Genomic DNA, 18,102 nt, shown 5'->3' with positions numbered 1-18,102 from the left:
CAGAGACTAGTCTCTGTCGTCGTCACGATCGTCATCGTCATCATCATCGTGGTCGTCATTGTCATCATCTCTGTCGTCATTCCATTCCTTACCGTGCTTTTTCCAATAGCCATACGCGTTGCCGTTGGGATGCTTATCTTTCTGCTTCCCTTTTTCTTTTTTCTTTTTGTCATCATCATCGTCTTCATCGTCGTCTGTTGGCTTCACAGGCTCGACAATGACTTTTGTGCTTAATGCAACGTCAGCTTTTTTAACCAGCTTATCGTCTTCATACAATGCGAATTGAATCGATTGGGCGCTAAAGGAACGATTCTTATAAGACAACGTCAAAGAAAACTCACCTTTGTCATTCGGTTCAATTTCTTTTTTCTTCCCATCAGGAGCGATCACAAACAATTCAGTATCGTCCTTTTTATTCCAGCCGCTTACTGTCCCCTTCACCTGAATGGACTTGGCGGCAGGATTGTTTACAGCAGTCGCCTTGATGGCATATGCAGTCGCTTGATCCTTGTCAGGAGCGTTAACGATCTCTACCTGAACGGATTCGGAATCAACCTTCTTGCCATCCTCGTAAACCTCGATCAAGGCTTTTTGATCTTTTGCTGCTTGTACATCCTTTACTGAAACCGTAAAGCTGCCTACGCCATCCCACAGCTTCTTCACGTTTGCGTCTTTTTTCACGCCATTATAGGTGACAGTTACTTTGTCTGCCCCCTGCTTGACAATTCCTTTTACTTTTAATTCCTTTTTCTTCGCATCCAATACAGACATGGTATGGATGATCATTTCCTTATCTTCTTCTGCTTTTGGAACGATTTTTACTTTTTCGCTATCTACCAGCTTGCTGCCTTCATAGGCACTCACCGTTACATACGGTTCATAGGATGCATCAGGAGCTTCAAAGCTGACCGTAAAAGAGTGCTCGTTGGTCGGAACGACTTCAATGATGTCAGAATTCGGCTTTTTCACAACCACCTTGGTGACATCTGAAGTCACAATCCCCTTTATGTATACTTTGTTATTTTCAGTCTTGGCATTTACGCTCACAATTTCTTCATCGTTGTCTGTCAGGCGCACTTCCAGCCAAATATCGCTGTAGTACTCGTTGTAGATACGCTCCCACTCCGCTTTGTTTTCTTCCATAAAGGTTTGGAGCTTCGTATTCAAGTTGATTTCTTCCACAATGATGTACAAGTGATCCGCTTGATTCTTCAAGAGCATGTTCAACGTGGTTGGATCATTTTGGGCAAGTTCTTTCAGATTGTAGCGTGTGACTTGCTTCCCCTCGTCATTCATGACTACTTTTGTGGCGCTTGGACTAGCAATCGAGCTTGCATCGGCAAAAATTGGCGTCAAACAGCCAAGAATACCTGCAGCTGTCACCACCGCTAATACGGGTTTGGTCATGTACTTTTTCAATGGTAGTTCCCCCTTCTAGTCTGCCAAAATCCCCCTGCATGCTTGGGGCATGAATATTGACGGGAAATCATTTTCAAAAGTTGCATCATCCAAGAAACCGCATCTTATTACCTATAAAAAGCGCTTAATACAAAAAACTCCCCCCAACTTCCGAATCATTTCGGCAAGTGGAGGGGAGTCTTTGTCCTGCTAGTTGCAGTTGTACTTGGGTTCACTTTCAATCGCAACCAATAAAGATTCGACTGATTCAGCAGGGTATCGCACTTCCATAGGCTGTGAATCAGCGTTCCCAAATAGCACGTACCAGCTGCCTTCCTGTCGATAGCCGATATCGCTGATTTGATGATCCTCTTGCAGCAATTGCAAGAAAAAAGCAGCTGTATCCAAAGCAGAGCGGTCTTCTGGTCGCGCATCGGCAACCACTTGAATTTGGAGCCAGTTAAAAAGTGCATCTTCACGCTTCACGCGGTTCTCCTCACTTTCGCCCAGTTTGCTCCGGCTTGATCCGTACCTTTACAATCACGAGAATCGCAATCGCCACCAGCATTGCACTTTTCACAGGAAGCTGCACATCCAAAATAGCGAAAATGAGAGCTCCAGCAAACAAAAGAATGTACAAGAGCAAGTTTTTCAAAATAGGCATACGGATACGGGTAGCAAAGCCAAGATAATAGACGATAATTAGTTCCACAAACAAAATCCAAGCCCGATATTTGTCAGCCCATATGCGAAAGCTGTCATATGCTGTGAGCTGATCTGGATTCGTTGGCACATAGGTTGATGCGATTTGTATCCAGTCCATCACTTATCTCTCCTGTCTTCAAGCGGTGAAACTCCTACCGCTTCACATGCCACCCTCATAGGCGGAATGAAACGAATAGTCACTCCTTTTTTCTTAGGAAAACGCTATCTTTCTTACTTTATCAGGTGGTGGATTCTGTGTCAAAAAACGGCAGGCCCTTCCATGTTGCTGGCATGAATTTCGCCGTACATGCTATGATGAGGATATGTCAGTAGAAAAAGGTGGAAATAAAATGAGTTTGTATGATATTGCCGTCAAAACGATTTCCGGTGAAGAGAAGACATTGGCCTCCTTCAAAGGGCATGTCCTGCTAATCGTGAACGTCGCCAGCCAATGCGGCCTTACCCCTCAATACAAAGGCCTGCAGGAGCTGTATGAGCGTTATCAGGATAAGGGTCTCGTTGTTCTTGGCTTCCCTTGCAACCAGTTCGCTGGGCAAGAGCCAGGAACAGAAGATGAAATCGCAACGTTCTGCGATCGTAATTACGGCGTGACGTTCCCGCTGTTTGCGAAGATCGATGTCAATGGTCCTGGTACTCATCCGTTGTATCAGCACTTAAAGGAACATGCCCCGAGCGAAGAAAATCCAGATATCGAATGGAACTTCGCCAAATTTCTCGTGGATAAAGACGGTCATGTCGTAAAACGTATCAGTGCTCGTACTCAACCTGAAGAGCTCATCTCTGATATTGAAAGTCTGTTGTAAGGACAGCCCAAACAAAAACGCCACTTCATCCCAAGCAGGATAAAGTGGCGTTCTTTTCTTTCCATCTTACGCTTGCGGTTGTGCTTCCCAGCGTTTTTGCTTCTCATAGCGCTCACGATCTGATTTGTTCAGATATTTTTTGCGCAAACGAACGGATTGTGGTGTTACTTCGCACAGCTCATCGTCGTTCAGATATTCCAGCGCCTCTTCCAAAGACAACATGCGAGGAGCCTTCATTTTGACAGTCTCATCCTTGGTCGCAGAACGTACGTTGGTCGCATGCTTTTCTTTACATACGTTAACGGTCAGATCGTTGTCGCGGTTATGCTCACCTACGATCATTCCCTCGTATACTTCTGTACCTGGCTGAATGAACATCGTTCCGCGATCTTCTACGGACATCAAGCCGTACGTGGTAGCTGTTCCTGTCTCGTGGGAAATGAGTACCCCTGCGTGACGTCCTCCTACCGCTCCTGGTACAAGTGGACGGTAGCTGTCGAAGGAGTGGTTGAGAATTCCGTAACCGCGTGTAATCGTCAAGAACTCTGTACGATATCCAATCAAACCGCGGGATGGAATAATAAATTCCAGACGAACTTGTCCGAAGCCGTTGTTGATCATGTTAACCATCTCGGCTTTACGTTGACCCAATGTCTCCATAACCGCCCCTGTGTATTCCTCAGGCACATCAATGATCAACAGCTCAGCCGGTTCCATTTTTTGACCATCGATCATACGAATGATAACCTCAGGCTTGGACACACCCAGCTCAAAGCCTTCACGACGCATGTTCTCTACCAAGATGGACAAGTGCAATTCACCGCGTCCAGAAACCACATACGCATCTGGTGAATCTGTTTCATCTACACGCAAAGATACATCTGTCTCCAGCTCAGCCATCAGACGATCACGCAGCTTGCGGGAAGTCACGTGCTTACCTTCGCGACCAGCAAACGGGCTGTTATTCACGAGGAACGTCATTTGCAGGGTAGGCTCGTCAATTTTCAAGAGTGGCAATGCCTCTGGATGATCAACGTGGCAAACGGTCTCCCCTACGTTGATATCGTCAATACCAGAAATGGCTACGATATCTCCTGCTCTTGCTGTTTTTTGCTCAACACGTTGCAGACCGGAGAAACCGAACAGCTTTTGAATCCGTGCTTTTTTCACTTCGCCTTCGCGTGTAGTGACGGATACCATTTCATTCAGGTTCATGGTTCCGCGATAGATGCGGCCAATCCCGATACGACCCAAAAAGTCGTTGTAGTCCAGCATGGTTACTTGCATTTGGAGCGGAGCAGATTCGTCTGCGTCAGGAGCAGGCATATGCTCTACGATGGTGTCAAACAGTGGGCGAAGGTCGCCTTCCAGCTTATCTGGCTCAAGTCCTGCAATCCCTTGCAGACCGGAAGCATATACGATTGGGAATTCCAGCTGGTCTTCCGTCGCATCCAGATCAATGAACAGGTCGTACACTTCGTTGATAACTTCTTGAGGACGTGCATTGTCGCGGTCTACTTTGTTCACGACAACGATAGGGGTAACTTTTGCTTCCAGCGCTTTTTTCAATACAAAGCGCGTTTGTGGCATACAGCCTTCGAATGCGTCTACGATCAACAGAACGCCATCCACCATGCTCATGATACGCTCAACCTCGCCACCGAAGTCAGCATGGCCTGGTGTATCCAAGATGTTAATCGTGAAATCTTTGTATTTGACAGAAGTGGTTTTCGCCAGGATCGTAATTCCACGCTCGCGCTCCAGGTCGTTGGAGTCCATCATTCTCTCTTCTACCTGTTGGTTCGAGCGGAATGTGCCCGATTGGATCAAAAGTTTGTCAACCAGTGTGGTTTTTCCGTGGTCAACGTGGGCAATAATTGCAATGTTGCGTATGTCAAGACGCTTCATGTGAACCTCCTCTATTATGCATACCTTCCATATTAACAGGTAGTGAAACGCGGCACAATGGGCAGTTTTTTACGGGAGCCACTTCCAGAGTAAGGGACTTTATTTTCGTCATACTAAGGAAAATGGAGGTGGCATACGTATGAAACGGTACAGCCCGAAATGTTTGGTTGGCTTGCTTATGATTGCAACCATGATGACCGGATGCGCTAGCTCGAGCAGCCAGCCAAAAAATCAAGCGCACACACAAAATACCGCCTATCAACAGGCCCCAGGTGCAAGAACAAGCCTCGCTCATGATTATCATGCCTACACTGGCGGAATCAATGCCCGTAATTATCGAAACGGATATACGGTCAATGGTTTTAATCAGGATTTGGCTGAGCAGCTCACCATGGCCGCAGATGACGTGCCTGGCGTGGAACGTGCTACTGTTCTCGTCAGCGGCACAGATGCCGTCATCGGAATTCGTGTTCGGAAAAATTTCGGCCCTGAGCAAACGCGCATAATCGAACAGCAGGTCCATTCAGCCGTTCGTTCACGTGTTCCCAACTTCTCGATCCAAGTAGCCTCCGACGCAGCCACATTCGACCGGATTCGTGCCATCCATGCAGATATTTATGAAGAAGCGACGCATCGGACCAATCAAGTTGATGTGAGACCCGACATGAACAGCCAGATCACCAATACATCCACGGAATTTCGTTCTCTGCTCCACGATATCGGCCGCAGAACTCCTACTGTCACTCCATGATGACAAATATGAACCGAAGCTCCATATAAAAGAGGTGCGGAATCAGCCCGCACCTCTTGAAAACTTTTCCATTTGTTACTTACTTTGCCGCTTCAACCAGTTTCATTTCTGGCTCAACAACTTGCAGTTCACCCAAACCACGAACTAATTTCTTCGCGTAAGTTTTTTCCGGCTTCAGCACGGATACCAAGTAGTCGATGGCAATTTGCGGATCAACGGTTTCCCCACACGTGTAGCAATCCAGAGCAGCAAAGCCGCGCTCAGGATACGTATGAATGGACAGGTGGCTTTCCGAGAGAAGAACCAGTACGGTAGCACCCTGAGGAGAAAACTGCTTCGCTTGCACACTCAGCACCGTAGCACCGCATGCCTCAGCAGCCTCAATCATTTCCTTTTTCAAAAATTCTGCGTCGTTCAACAAATCAAACTGAACTCCCCATGTGTCAACAGCAACGTGTCTTCCGAAAGTCGAATATTCCATCTTTCGGTTCCCCCTTCCTAACGAGTGTAATGTTAAACATCGCTAGGACCTGCGTCATTCACTAACGGGGGCGGTTTCCGTTGTTATCCACCCTTTAAAGTGAATCCTGGTTCCTAATCCTGTTTCCAACGAAAACAACAATACCATGCATCGGCCTAGTTTGACAATACCCTTTTTCAATAATCTATAAGAACAATACAAATAGGCCGACGGCTATCTCTACAGAATGGAGGAACGCCACCTGCTACAAATGGCTTTCACATATTATGAGATATGCTACACTTTTAGAAATGGACCAGAATGGAGAGGATCGCTATACATGATTACTATCCGTAATGCCAAAGCAGAAGACTTGCCAGCACTAATCGCCATCGAGCACCTTTGCTTCTCACCAGAGGAAGCTGCAACACAGGAAGCATTCGAGAAGCGTATTCGATTGATTCCTGACAGTTTTTTTGTAGCGGAAGCGGATGGAATCATTGCGGGTTTGGTTAATGGACCCGTCATCGAATCCACCTTCATTACCGATGACCTGTTTCAATCCATTAAAGAAAATCCGGCATCTGGCGGACATCAAACCATTTTAGGGTTAGCGGTTTCCCCCGCTTTTCAAAATCGCGGCATTGCCTCCATGCTCCTAGCACACCTGGAAGCATCAGCAAGGGTAACCGGTCGTGAGACGATCACGCTTACGTGTAAAGAAAATCTGATTGGCTACTATGAAAGTCATGGATATCTCAACAACGGCGTTTCCAGCTCAGATCATGCTGGAGCAATTTGGTACAATATGAGCAAGCCATTACGCTAAGGGAAGGACAAACAACAAAAGCGGGCACCCCTTGTTTAGGAGGAAACCCGCTTTTTGTTATTCACTGTGTGATCGCCATGCTGCCTCAGCACCGTATCAGGAACCAATACATAAAAAAGGGCGCCCAAGGCACCCTTCTTTCACTAAACTTCTAATTCAAATAGACGTCGCGACAACGTAACTAATCGAACATCAATTGCTGGAAGTTTTTCTGGGGCAGTTCTCTTTGCCCAATTACGCAAATCCAGCCATCGGTCCGTTTCTTGACGTAAGGACTCAATCTCCTGCTCACTGCCATCCTGCTGGAACAAAGCCTCCAGCTCATTGGCCATGTGCAATGAGTTATTTTCAAAGATGGACACTTCTTCGTCTCCGGTTAGCTCCTGAATGCTCACAACCGATCCTTGATCGTAGTGATACACCATTGTGAAGCCGTCATAAATCCGGTGGACAATTCCATAGCCTCGGAACGCTTTCATTGCTTTTCTCATGGCATTTGCCAGCTGTCGATCTCGGATCAGATACGAGCTGTCGCATGAGTAGCGGCTGCCAACCCGGCAAAAACTCAATTGAATTTCGCCGTTCTTGTCATTCAAGATTACGTCACGATCGCCATTGTCACACACTTTGACTTGGACTGAAATGTGTTCATTGGTGAAAAGCGAAACGAACTGGTTCAGCTCTTCTTCATTCACCGTAAAATAGGCCTTGGCGTAATTAGTTGCTAAACGCTGTGCCATAAATATCTCCTCAATTCTTTTGGTTTGCATGGGCCGAGTACGACCGAACAGTTATCCAAATCTGAGGAGATACGCTAAGTGTCAACAAAAGAACGCTGTAGAACCTGGCCTTGCCCCGCGAATCGAAAATCGATTTGGGTAATGAAGGCGGATCACCTACTTTTTGTTTTTCGCAAAAAAGCTACTTTTGACACCTTTATTATATCTCAGATGCCCTCAAAAGTCTTGAGCAAAATAGCGATGAATTTTAGCAAAAAACCGGAATATCCGCAATCAGACGCAGGGAAATGAAAAGAACTCCCTGATTCATTCATATGCTTGCTGTTTCATTGAAATTCAGAGGGACTTATATCCCTGTGGTTGAGGTCATCGCTTTTTTGATCGCAGCCTGTTCTTCTTCAGACAAATGGTAGCTCGATGTCCCTTGCTCAAGCGGCTTGGCGTACACGCGAGATTCTTCTCGTCCAAAAATGCTGGTGATCACGACGCCGTTCCCAGCGTCATCTGTTACCGCCAGCGAAAAGCTAAGATCACTGCCGACATCCCCGAAGGCATTGTAACGGATAATCGCTACTTTGCCGCATTGCGCTGCCATTCGTTGTGACAGACGATTAATGGCAAACTGCTGATCACTGTGCTGCTTTTTCATTTCCTCTACCTGATCCAGCAGTCTGTGCAAGCCTTCCTCGAGATTGGCTCCTCCCGTCCCTGTCATAATCCGGTTGATTGATTTCCTCAATCGACTAATCCGGACAGACTGCATAATCACGATCCAAAACAGGATCAGTGTCAATGCGATGACGGCTAAAAGCAGGATCGCTACATTGGGGATTTGTGATAGGAATGCTTCCAAAACTTTTCTTCCTTTCCGGCGCGTGCGTAAATATGCTGTCAAAAACCTTCTTTATTGTACAACCGCCGGGCCTCCCATTCAAACAAGTCTTTCATAAAAACAACAATTCCTAAACAGATGACTTTCACACCAAAAAAAGCGACACCCTCATTTGTTTGAGATGTCGCTTTTTCATTCCGTATTGGTTTGTGTCAAACTCATCGTCCTTTGGCTATCCTCCAGTCTGCCTACGCTTCCAAAAGCAACATTTCCCGACGGAGCTGTTTTAATCGCTCTGTGGACTGCTTCATTTGACTTTGGTCTTTTGCTTGCATCGCGTCATACAACGTCGCCAGTTCATAATCCAACTCCAGACGCAGCACCGGGATGCGTTCTTCCGAGTCACGTCGTTTCATCGCGGCAATTACCTGATCCATCGTTACATTGCAAAATTTTTCATAGATCACTTTTTTCTCAGCTCCTTTTAATTCCACTATTCTGACAACTTCTCCGTACTGGATTTGCTTCAGCAAGACGCACTCTTCAAAAGTGACCTTGATCATGGCATGCCCTTTTGCCCTCTCTACGAAGTGGTACAGTACGAGTGCCACCCGCGAATCATTGACAGGAATGCCTGCAATGTGCAGCTTATAGGACCCATTTAAACGCTGCATTTTCCAGTCGGATCGGCCATCTGTGGTGTTCACGAGGAGGTGAAACTGCTCGGGAGATTCTTTCCACGTGACGCTCACCCCTGCTTCCACCAGGGCCTGCACCATCGCGTGCAATGTTTTGCGGTCAAACCAAACTGCCAAATGAAAATACTCCAACTCCATGCCGAGATTCATCTTCTACAGGCCCCTCCCGTTGACAGAATACTCAGATATCATTTTCGCCGTAAGGGAGTGAGTGGTATATCATATTATTCAGGCTTTGGTTTTGCTATTCATAAAACTCGGCATGTATTTTTTTCCTGGATGGTATGATATCATATGGAGGATTCCAAGCTCCCTTGACGGGGACGATCGCCCTTTTCTTTCCAGTGGGGTTCGATGATGCTTAAAAGAGGTGTTTGTTACATGCCAACGTTTTCAGGCTTTCGTCAAGAAGATTTTGATGTTTTTGCCATTGATGGACTGGATTCTCGGATGGATGCGATCAAAACCAATATCCGTCCCAAATTCGAAGTACTCAGCCAGCACTTTGCGCCTTTTCTCTCCGTAGCAACCGGGGATGAAATGTTTACGCACATAGCAAAGCATGCACGCCGTACGGTGAACCCACCTGCAGATACGTGGGTTGCCTGGGCTAATGATAAACGCGGTTACAAAAAACACCCGCACTTTCAAATCGGCTTGTGGGGAACACATTTGTTCGTTTGGTACGCGGTAATCTACGAGTCTCCTTCCAAAGAGATCATCAGCCATGCTTTTAACGAGCGTCTAGATGAGGTCATCGCGTTGGTTCCGGAGCATTTTCACTGGTCTCCAGATCATATGCAACCAGCAAGCACGTCTCAAAAAGAGTTGGGAACGGCTGGCGTAAAAAAGCTGGTGGACAGGCTGGCACAGGTAAAAAAAGCGGAGTTGCTCTGTGGAATTACCATTGATCGTCATGATCCAATCCTGGCAGACGGTGAAGCATTGGTGAGTCGTCTCGAAGAAACATTTGGGGTGTTGAGCAAGCTCTATACATTAGGAAATTCTCGTGGATAGACCGCCTCCCGCTTTCTTTAGTTAAGTTATATGCAAAAGAACAGGTCCGCTTTCATTTGAAAAACGCAGGCCTGTTCTTTTGTTTTAGGAAAAAGACCGCAGTCGATCCAATGACTTGTTCACATCACCAAACATGCGGTCAAACAATTGTTGGACACTTGGCACATCATCAATCAATCCAATAACCTGACCAGCCCAACCAAAGCCACGCTGGCTGTCGCCCTCATAAATAAATGTGCAATTGTTCTCTCCACTGATGAAGCTCTTTAACTGCTCGTAGCCTGCCCCTTCTTTTTCCAATTGGAGAATATGATCAGAGCCCGGTGTACGAACCACCCTGGCAGGTGTCCCCAGTGTGCGCTTGATAACTGCAGTATCGTGCTCCGTTCCAGCAACCAGCGCCTCTTTGTAGGCCGAATGCGCATGGACACATTCTTGCGTCGCAATAAATCGCGTCCCCATCTCCACACCCTCTGCACCAAGTGCAAGCGCTGCCAAAATCCCCCGACCATCGCCGATGCCACCGCTAGCCAATACCGGAATTTTTACGGAATCCACCACACGCGGAATCAAAACAAATGTCCCGATATCATCTCGTCCCAGATGACCCCCACCTTCTTGACCGACAGCCATCACAGCATCCGCGCCAATCGATTCGGCTTTTTGTGCTTGGCGGGCAGACGCAACCAAGACAAGCTTTTTGATGGGATGACCATCGAGTCTGCGCAGCAGCGGCTCTGGATTGCCTCCTGTTACCGAAACAGCTGCCACTCCCTCTTCAATCGCCACATCCAGCATTTCTTCATACGGCCGACCGTGTTGACCAATTGCATAATTCACACCAAACGGTTTATCCGTCAATGCACGAACCTTGCGAATCTCCTCCCGCAGTGCATCAGCCGATGGCAAGGACATAGCCGTAATTTGACCGAGTCCCCCGGCATTTGACACAGCCGCAGCCAAGTCTGCGTAAGCCAAATATGCCAAGCCACCTTGGACGACCGGATATGTAATTTGTAGCAGCTCCGTTACTCTCGTTTTCATCCTTTTATCACCCCGTGCTAATGACCTTCTCGGCTTACAAGCCAAACTCCTGCCGCCACTCGTTAACATGAATAAAAATTCGCTTGCTTTCCCCCCCTATTTTGCTATACTCAATTTGTTTGTTTTTCCCCTATATATTCTTGATTAGTAAAGTGAGGCGATCGTAATGAGACAAATGAAAACTCCTTTGTTCAGCGGGTTGTTGGAGCACGCCAACCGGAACCCGATTCAATTTCACATTCCGGGCCATAAAAAGGGTATGGGTATGCATCCGGCATTTCGTGAGTTCATCGGGGACAACGCTCTTTCGATAGACCTCATCAACATTGCGCCATTGGATGACTTGCATCACCCGAAGGCAATGATTAAAGAAGCACAAGAATTGGCAGCCGAGGCATTCGGCGCTGACCATACATTTTTTTCCGTGCAAGGTACAAGCGGTGCCATCATGGCGATGATTATGGCGACCTGCAGTCCTGGCGACAAAATTATCGTACCGCGTAACGTACACAAATCGATTATGTCGGCGATTATTTTCGCTGGAGCAATCCCAATCTTTATTCACCCTGCAATGGACGAGCGTCTGGGTATTTCTCACGGGATTACAGTGAAGGCCGTGCAAAAAGCACTGGAAGCCCATCCTGATGCTGCTGCCCTGTTGGTAATTAACCCAACGTACTTCGGTATTGCAGGTGACCTGCGTGAGATCGTGCGGGCTGCGCATAACTATGAAATTCCTGTATTGGTCGACGAAGCTCATGGTGTGCATATTCATTTTCATGAGGAACTGCCGATTTCGGCCATGCAAGCAGGTGCCGACATGGCAGCGACCAGCGTACACAAGCTCGGTGGCTCTTTGACTCAAACGTCGATCTTGAATGTACGGGAAGGCCTCGTCGATGTCGATCGGGTGAAAACTGTCATGAGCATGCTCACGACGACCTCGACTTCTTACATCTTCCTCGCATCGTTGGACATGGCGCGTCAGCATTTGGCCCTCAACGGGAAAATGCTCGCGGATCAAGCGATGGAACTGGCAGCAAAAGCACGCGATATGATCAACGAAATCCCGCGCATCTACTGCGTTGGCAAGGAGATTCTTGGAAAGCCTGCGACTTTTGCGATGGACCCAACCAAGCTCCTCATCCACGTACGCGATCTCGGAATCACTGGATGGGAAGTCGAGAACTGGCTGCGTGACAAGTACAACATTGAGGTAGAGATGAGCGATCTGTACAACATCCTCTGCTTCGTTACTGCGGGAGATACGGAAGAATCCATCCGTACACTGGTAAATGGCTTGCGTGATCTGTCCGTTGAATTTTCGCACGTACAAGCAGAAGAGAAGCCTACCATCTCGCTGCCGAATATCCCTGTGCTATCCACCACTCCTCGGGAAGCATTCTATGCAGAAACAGAGACGATTCCGTTGGCGGAAGCAGCAGGTCGAGTCATCACTGAGTTCATCATGGTGTATCCTCCAGGCATCCCGATCTTCCTTCCAGGAGAGGTAATCACTGAGGAAAATATCGCGTACATCCAGGAAAACATCCGAGTCGGATTACCCGTACAAGGCCCTGAAGATGAGACACTGAAAACGATCAAAGTCGTAAAAAGACAAACCGCCATTTCTGGCTAACCGATCCAAAACGAAAAACAGCTGCCTCTTTCACGAGAGAGCAGCTGTTTTTATTTTTTATGCAAACATTTTGAGATATGATGGAAATGGGAAAAATCAGGAAAGGTGGGCGATGCTGCCATGCCAGACTGGTCGTATCAAACGATGTTTCGACCACTTCTCTTTCTCATGCCACCCGAACGGGCCCGATTTATTACCTTGCAGTCAATCGGCGCTTTGGCAAAAATTCCGGGTGGTCCGTTCATCATCGAATGGATGGGACATATGGAGCCTCCTTCACAGCTCTCCAAAACAATTGGTCCTGCCACGTTCCCTACTCCAGTCGGGTTGGGTGCCGGATTGGACCCAGAATGCATCGCCATTCAGGCTCTGTCCAAATTCGGCTTCGGGTTTCTAGAGCTGGGACCTGTGTCCAAAGAAGCAATTGATTCCCACGGCACTATTCAACGTGACACTGCCGCGATGAATATCCACTATTCCAGTCCATTGGTAAATAATGGTATATATGCCCTTGAGAGGCGCCTGGAGGGGGCTTCTGGCATCAAAATCCCTATCGGAGTCAGATTGGCCTGCCGACCAGAAGCTAGCCTGAGAAAAGCCACAGAAGAGCGTCAGGAGCTGATCGACAAACTGAAGCGTTTTTGTTCGTTTTTCACTATTGATGCGCGGGCGAATATGGGACATCCAGAATGGAGCCATACAGCTTGGAAGGAACATTTTTCCTGTTTGCGTAACCAAACTGATCTGCCACTCTTGCTGGCGCTCCCTCCTAGCCTTACAGAATTGGAAGCATTCCCCATTCTCATCTCAGCAAAAGAAGCAGGACTCAACGGTCTCGTTGTCGCTGGAGGCACGATTCAGGAAGCTTCACCATCCGCAAACACCTCCGTTTACACCACAGGGAGAAGTTCACACGAGCAAGCCGTCAAATTTGTCTCCTGGGCACGGGAACAGTGGTCAGATGCCCTTATCATTGGATCAGGCGGCATTCTAGCGCCACAAGATGCTCTGACCTTTCTTGCAGCGGGCGCCAATTTTGTGCAGTTGCACAGTGGCTTGGTCTATTCTGGCCCCGGCTTGCCAAAACGAATTAACGAAGCCATCTTGCAAACACAACCAGACGTTGCCCCTCCTCAAGAAAAACGATCTGCTTTTTTATTTCCTTCTTGGGTATGGGGAATCTTGCTGGGCGTGGGCATGATGATCGGTGGCGCACTTGCTTGGCTGGTCGCCGCAACAACCGTCGTCCTCCCCTACGACGAACGCTTTCTCGGGATGTCAGCCGACCAGCTTGCGCTCTTAAATGCGCAAATCCTCTCTTTTATGTCACACGATCGGATTAGTCTGGCAGGAACAATGATATCCATTGGAATTTTGTATAGCCAACTAGCTTACCATGGCCTGCGCAAAGACATTCACTGGACGCGGACCATCTTGCTCGTCTCCGGTGCTGTTGGCTTTTCCAGCTTCTTTTTATTTATTGGATACGGGTACTTCGATTACTTGCACGCGATTTTAGCACTCATGTTGTTCCCTATGTTTTTGCTCGCATTACGTACACCTGCAAAGGTTCATTTGACTCGACTACCGCCTCAGCTTCACAACGATCGTGATTGGCGAATGGCTCTATGGGGACAATTGCTCTTTGTCATCATCGGATTTGGTTTGACAGGGGCTGGTATTATCATTTCGATCATCGGCGTCACAGGTGTCTTCGTTCCTTCCGACCTCGTCTTTCTCTGTGTGTCTGCTGATGCCTTGCAGTCTTACAATGAGCGATTAATTCCGGTCATTGCTCATGACCGTGCTGGCTTTGGCGGAGCATTATTTTCGAATGGCCTGGCTGTCTTGCTGATTAGCCTTTGGGGGATCAGGCGAGGAGAAGCGTGGATTTGGTGGACCTTGTTTTTAGCAGGTATTCCAGGCTTTGTTTCTGGCATAGGCATACATTTTACTGTAGGCTATGTCGATTTTCTTCATCTCTTGCCCGCTTATGTCGCCGTCATTTTATTTCTCGTAGCACTCGTACTTTTGAAGCCGTATTTATGCCGGACATAAAAGAAAACAGACGAAAGAATTCCTTTCGTCTGTTTTTTATAAAAGCCTGACTACCAATATGCAGAATCAGTCTTCGTCTTCTTCCTCTTCTTCATCATTGCCCGGAGCGAATGCTACCGTGTATACATATGGGTCTTTATCACGCTTATCGACCCAGACAACGCGATTTCCACCGATGCGGGCATTTTCCATCTCCGCATCATCATCCCACTCAAAATCGCTATAGGAATCCTCTTCGAAATCGTACAACTCATAGTAGAATTCCTTACCTTTTGAGGACAGACGATTGTCTTCATACAAAATCATATTGCGTGAAGCCTGTGGATTTTTCTGGTCACCATCTGTATAACGAAGCAAAGGATTGACTCTTTGACGGTCGATGTTGTAATAGTACAAATCCCAACCGGTTTTGGAATTGCCTGTATCTTCGCTCCAAACAACGAAGTCATCGCCGATTTCCGCTTTCTCTACTTTGACGTTATCACGGATTTCTGTCTCGTCATCTTCTTCGATATCGTAGAGTACGATGCTTGCGCTCTTTGAGCCTTCTTCTACTACCCAGGTAGCATAGTTTTTGTAAATATCAACACTCAGTGGTTCCTTTCTCACCGTCGTAACTTCCGTATGCTTTCCAGTCGATAGATTTGTGATGATCACTTCTGATCTGCCAGCGATATTCACCCATAACAAACGCTCTCCGTCAATCTCATAAAGCTTCTCACTCGGCTTTTGATCATCATCTTCATGTGTAATCTGCTTTTGAATGTCTTTACGAATATCGTAGGAGAAGAGTGCATCCTCGTGCTCGTCATACCAGACAACATAACGCGAGCTTACAACAGGGCGAACAGAATCATGCTCTGGATTACTGACGACTTTACCTTTTTTATTTTCGACATCGTAGAAAACGACCGTATTATCTTTTTTAGACTCGGTTACGTACGCTACATAACGATCATGAGCACTTGGCTCCTTTGGTTTTCCTCCTGCATTACCTATCGGAACTAATTCCTTTTCGTCCAGGTCATACAGGTGAAGTTGGAGCTTTTTGTTACTTTCTTTTTTCGCGAATAAGATGAAATCGCCATAAATTTTCGGTCCAGTCTCACCGTACAGATTGCTCGCTATCTTTTTGCCAGACGTTTTGCCAAGCTCACGATATTTCAAGTCATTATCGTCAGAGTAGACATAATCCTCTTGATACAAATGCACGTTTTGCTGTTCGTTGTCATCATCGGTCAATTTCTTAATTCTACCGTTGCTGATGGAATAGGAATAGAGGTCTCCAGCCGATTGATGCTCGTATACGATTTGATTGGAGAAAATGCTGGGACGCCCTTGGTCTCCTTTAGCAGTGACGGCAGCCTTTTCCTCTTTTGCTTTGATGTCATAGTAATAAATGTCATCATTGCCATCACGATCATCTTCCCAAGCAACATAACCACTGCTTACCACCGGGTTGCTTGCTTTTCCACTCGCAGATACAATCTCTGTATCCCCAGTAGAAATTTTATGTAGATAAACATCGCCTTTGTCTGTCCATACAACATTTTTATCAGCAATCTCCAGCCCATCGACCGAAGCAGAACCACTTGTCAAACGGATTTCTTTCTCTTTCACTATGTCATACAAATAGACATCTGAGCCGCCATCACGGGAATCAATCCATACGACGTAATCTCCATCGACCTTTGGATTTGTCTTCTCAGATTCCTTGTCGCCTATTTCGCTCTGGTCACCTTTATTGAGGTTGTAGAGTGTTACTCTTTGCCCACCTTCAACCATCCATACCGCATATTTTTTTGATATATCATATCCTGCTGAGGATATTGTTGGCTGACTACCGTCGATTTTTTCTTCATCACCAATATTGTAGGCAAGCGCCGGTGTCCCGCTCCACAGGGATGTGACCAAAAGTGCAGCGGCCAACATTCCCTGCATCGGTTTTCGCTTCATGAAACAATTCCTCCTTTTGCAACGATTTTCACACTTCTCCATTATCCTCCATCCGGAAAAGGTTGTCAAAAAAAACAGGCCTCAACATAGGCCTGTTGACTATTTTTTTATTCTTTTTCCTGTCTTTCACCAGGTCGGCAGTCACAGTTGCATACCGCATAAAGCGTTTTCACTGAATTACATTCAAAATGCTCGATGATGGTTCCGCAAGTCTGACATACGATAGTTCCCATCTATGTCCCCTCCGCATTCAATTGATTCACATATTACTACAAATGTTATGTTACATTCATCTTAATATGCCACGTCATTCGGAGTCAAGATACATTTGTTGATAATTAGTATGTCACATTAAACTAAATATTGTCATTCAACCAGGTCACGATTTTTTGCAAGACTTCTTCCTTTTCAGGTTCGTTCAAAATTTCGTGCCGCAAGCCTGCGAATCGTTCAAATGTTTGTCTGTCTGGAAGGCCAATTGTAAACTTCTCCACTGCATCCGCATCAACCAATGTATCAGCACCAGCCTGCAGAACAAGGACTGGATGCTTGATTCGATGCCTATCCTCCCACGCCTTTTCCATAGAGCGATTCAATTCCGTGAACCATCTGACACTTACCTTGGAATAATTGAGCGGATCGTTCTGATAAGCAGCCTGAACAGCTTCGTCACGGGATACCATGTCGGGAGTTATTCCATTCGGCATGACAAGTGTTGGCCAAACCCGGTCAAGAAACTGTGCCAATTGCTCCTTCCACGCCGGTACTGTCAGTTTTAGCTTCAAGCATGGGGATGTGAGAATTAACCCTGCCAACTCTTTACTGCGCTCATCCGTCTGAATAAAGCGAGTCGCGATGAGACCACCCAGACTATGCCCCATTAAAAATACAGGCTTCTCTCCTGATGCATCTGCAAGAGCGGTACTCGTCCACTCGCGGACACGGGACAAATAGTCTTCGAATGATTGAATATGCCCCCGTCTCCCGGGAGAGCGCCCCCATCCCGGCAAATCTTCCGCATATACGTCCCAGTCCGCCTGATTAAAATAACTCGCTACATGCTCATAACGCCCATGATGTTCTCCCGTTCCATGGACGAGAACAATCGCTCCCCGCGAATCTTTGGCCGACCATTTATGTACACCCATTCTCCCTGTTCCTCCTACTGCTTAATTTCTTTCGATTATACTAAAAAACGGATAAGGCCGTTTTTTACAGAAAAACCAAAACGAGCAGAAGATAA

At 46.9% G+C, this 18,102-nt stretch carries 18 protein-coding genes; 6 read left to right on the top strand and 12 right to left on the bottom strand.

The genetic code is table 11. The features are described from left to right. Window positions 1–6: 6 nt before the first annotated feature. The 3 genes from EL268_RS10720 to EL268_RS10710 form a co-directional block, all read right to left on the bottom strand. Window positions 7–1,419, bottom strand: a complete 1,413-nt coding sequence (locus EL268_RS10720) for a hypothetical protein (RefSeq protein WP_106653196.1) — start codon at window positions 1,417–1,419, stop codon at window positions 7–9. A 189-nt stretch (window positions 1,420–1,608) separates the two neighbouring features. Further along, complete coding sequence (locus tag EL268_RS10715; RefSeq protein ID WP_106653195.1) at window positions 1,609–1,884, bottom strand: hypothetical protein; 276 nt, start codon at window positions 1,882–1,884, stop codon at window positions 1,609–1,611. 10 nt (window positions 1,885–1,894) lie between these two features. Further along, window positions 1,895–2,221 carry a YlaH-like family protein gene (locus tag EL268_RS10710; protein WP_106653194.1) on the bottom strand — a complete coding sequence of 109 codons (327 nt, stop codon included), beginning with the start codon at window positions 2,219–2,221 and terminating at the stop codon, window positions 1,895–1,897. A gap of 232 nt (window positions 2,222–2,453) precedes the next feature. On the opposite strand from EL268_RS10710, the gene EL268_RS10705 reads away from it, so the two are divergent. After that, the gene (locus tag EL268_RS10705) at window positions 2,454–2,927 is read left to right on the top strand and encodes a glutathione peroxidase (RefSeq protein ID WP_106653193.1); all 474 of its coding nucleotides are present in this window, start codon (window positions 2,454–2,456) and stop codon (window positions 2,925–2,927) included. A gap of 66 nt (window positions 2,928–2,993) precedes the next feature. On the opposite strand, the gene typA is transcribed toward EL268_RS10705, so the two are convergent. Next, window positions 2,994–4,835, bottom strand: coding sequence for a translational GTPase TypA (gene typA / locus EL268_RS10700; RefSeq protein WP_106653192.1), 1,842 nt, complete (start codon window positions 4,833–4,835; stop codon window positions 2,994–2,996). Between the two features lie 139 nt (window positions 4,836–4,974). On the opposite strand from typA, the gene EL268_RS10695 reads away from it, so the two are divergent. Continuing rightward, complete coding sequence (locus EL268_RS10695) at window positions 4,975–5,586, top strand: YhcN/YlaJ family sporulation lipoprotein (protein WP_106653191.1); 612 nt, start codon at window positions 4,975–4,977, stop codon at window positions 5,584–5,586. Between the two features lie 79 nt (window positions 5,587–5,665). Here EL268_RS10695 and speD read toward each other — a convergent pair whose 3' ends face one another. Next, on the bottom strand, window positions 5,666–6,067 hold the full coding sequence (gene speD, locus EL268_RS10690) for an adenosylmethionine decarboxylase (protein ID WP_007723244.1): 402 nt from the start codon (window positions 6,065–6,067) through the stop codon (window positions 5,666–5,668). 319 nt (window positions 6,068–6,386) lie between these two features. Here speD and EL268_RS10685 point away from each other — a divergent pair, with 319 nt between their 5' ends. After that, window positions 6,387–6,875, top strand: a complete 489-nt coding sequence (locus EL268_RS10685) for a GNAT family N-acetyltransferase (protein ID WP_106653190.1) — start codon at window positions 6,387–6,389, stop codon at window positions 6,873–6,875. Between the two features lie 143 nt (window positions 6,876–7,018). On the opposite strand, the gene EL268_RS10680 is transcribed toward EL268_RS10685, so the two are convergent. The 3 genes from EL268_RS10680 to EL268_RS10665 form a co-directional block, all read right to left on the bottom strand. Then, the gene (locus EL268_RS10680) at window positions 7,019–7,615 is read right to left on the bottom strand and encodes a hypothetical protein (protein ID WP_007723238.1); all 597 of its coding nucleotides are present in this window, start codon (window positions 7,613–7,615) and stop codon (window positions 7,019–7,021) included. A 346-nt stretch (window positions 7,616–7,961) separates the two neighbouring features. Further along, the gene (locus EL268_RS10670) at window positions 7,962–8,468 is read right to left on the bottom strand and encodes a DUF4446 family protein (RefSeq protein ID WP_106653550.1); all 507 of its coding nucleotides are present in this window, start codon (window positions 8,466–8,468) and stop codon (window positions 7,962–7,964) included. Between the two features lie 227 nt (window positions 8,469–8,695). After that, window positions 8,696–9,295: a hypothetical protein gene (locus tag EL268_RS10665; protein WP_106653188.1), complete on the bottom strand. Its 600-nt coding sequence runs from the start codon at window positions 9,293–9,295 to the stop codon at window positions 8,696–8,698. A gap of 231 nt (window positions 9,296–9,526) precedes the next feature. Between EL268_RS10665 and EL268_RS10660 the strand changes: the two genes are divergently transcribed. Continuing rightward, on the top strand, window positions 9,527–10,162 hold the full coding sequence (locus tag EL268_RS10660; RefSeq protein WP_106653187.1) for a YktB family protein: 636 nt from the start codon (window positions 9,527–9,529) through the stop codon (window positions 10,160–10,162). 84 nt (window positions 10,163–10,246) lie between these two features. Here EL268_RS10660 and EL268_RS10655 read toward each other — a convergent pair whose 3' ends face one another. After that, window positions 10,247–11,206, bottom strand: coding sequence for an NAD(P)H-dependent flavin oxidoreductase (locus tag EL268_RS10655; RefSeq protein WP_106653186.1), 960 nt, complete (start codon window positions 11,204–11,206; stop codon window positions 10,247–10,249). A 166-nt stretch (window positions 11,207–11,372) separates the two neighbouring features. Here EL268_RS10655 and EL268_RS10650 point away from each other — a divergent pair, with 166 nt between their 5' ends. Both EL268_RS10650 and EL268_RS10645 read left to right on the top strand, forming a co-directional pair. Further along, entirely contained in the window at window positions 11,373–12,845 is a 1,473-nt protein-coding gene (locus tag EL268_RS10650; protein WP_106653185.1) for an aminotransferase class I/II-fold pyridoxal phosphate-dependent enzyme, read from the top strand. Window positions 12,846–12,965: 120 nt separating this feature from the next. Continuing rightward, window positions 12,966–14,903: a beta/alpha barrel domain-containing protein gene (locus tag EL268_RS10645; RefSeq protein WP_106653184.1), complete on the top strand. Its 1,938-nt coding sequence runs from the start codon at window positions 12,966–12,968 to the stop codon at window positions 14,901–14,903. A 66-nt stretch (window positions 14,904–14,969) separates the two neighbouring features. Here the strand turns inward: EL268_RS10645 and EL268_RS10640 are convergent, their stop codons facing one another. The 3 genes from EL268_RS10640 to EL268_RS10630 all read right to left on the bottom strand — a co-directional run bounded on the left by EL268_RS10640 (window position 14,970) and on the right by EL268_RS10630 (window position 18,007). Beyond that, window positions 14,970–16,859, bottom strand: coding sequence for a TolB family protein (locus EL268_RS10640; RefSeq protein WP_106653183.1), 1,890 nt, complete (start codon window positions 16,857–16,859; stop codon window positions 14,970–14,972). A 107-nt stretch (window positions 16,860–16,966) separates the two neighbouring features. Beyond that, a complete protein-coding gene (locus EL268_RS10635) occupies window positions 16,967–17,092 on the bottom strand; it encodes a GapA-binding peptide SR1P (protein WP_007723214.1) in 126 nt (41 codons plus the stop codon). A 123-nt stretch (window positions 17,093–17,215) separates the two neighbouring features. Beyond that, window positions 17,216–18,007: an alpha/beta hydrolase gene (locus tag EL268_RS10630; protein WP_106653182.1), complete on the bottom strand. Its 792-nt coding sequence runs from the start codon at window positions 18,005–18,007 to the stop codon at window positions 17,216–17,218. Window positions 18,008–18,102: the final 95 nt, after the last annotated feature.

The sequence above is a fragment of the Brevibacillus brevis genome (assembly GCF_900637055.1).
In the GTDB taxonomy this organism is placed as follows: domain Bacteria; phylum Bacillota; class Bacilli; order Brevibacillales; family Brevibacillaceae; genus Brevibacillus; species Brevibacillus brevis.
The sequence above is the reverse complement of the archived record's forward strand: the minus strand, read 5'-3'. Positions and strand labels throughout refer to the sequence as shown.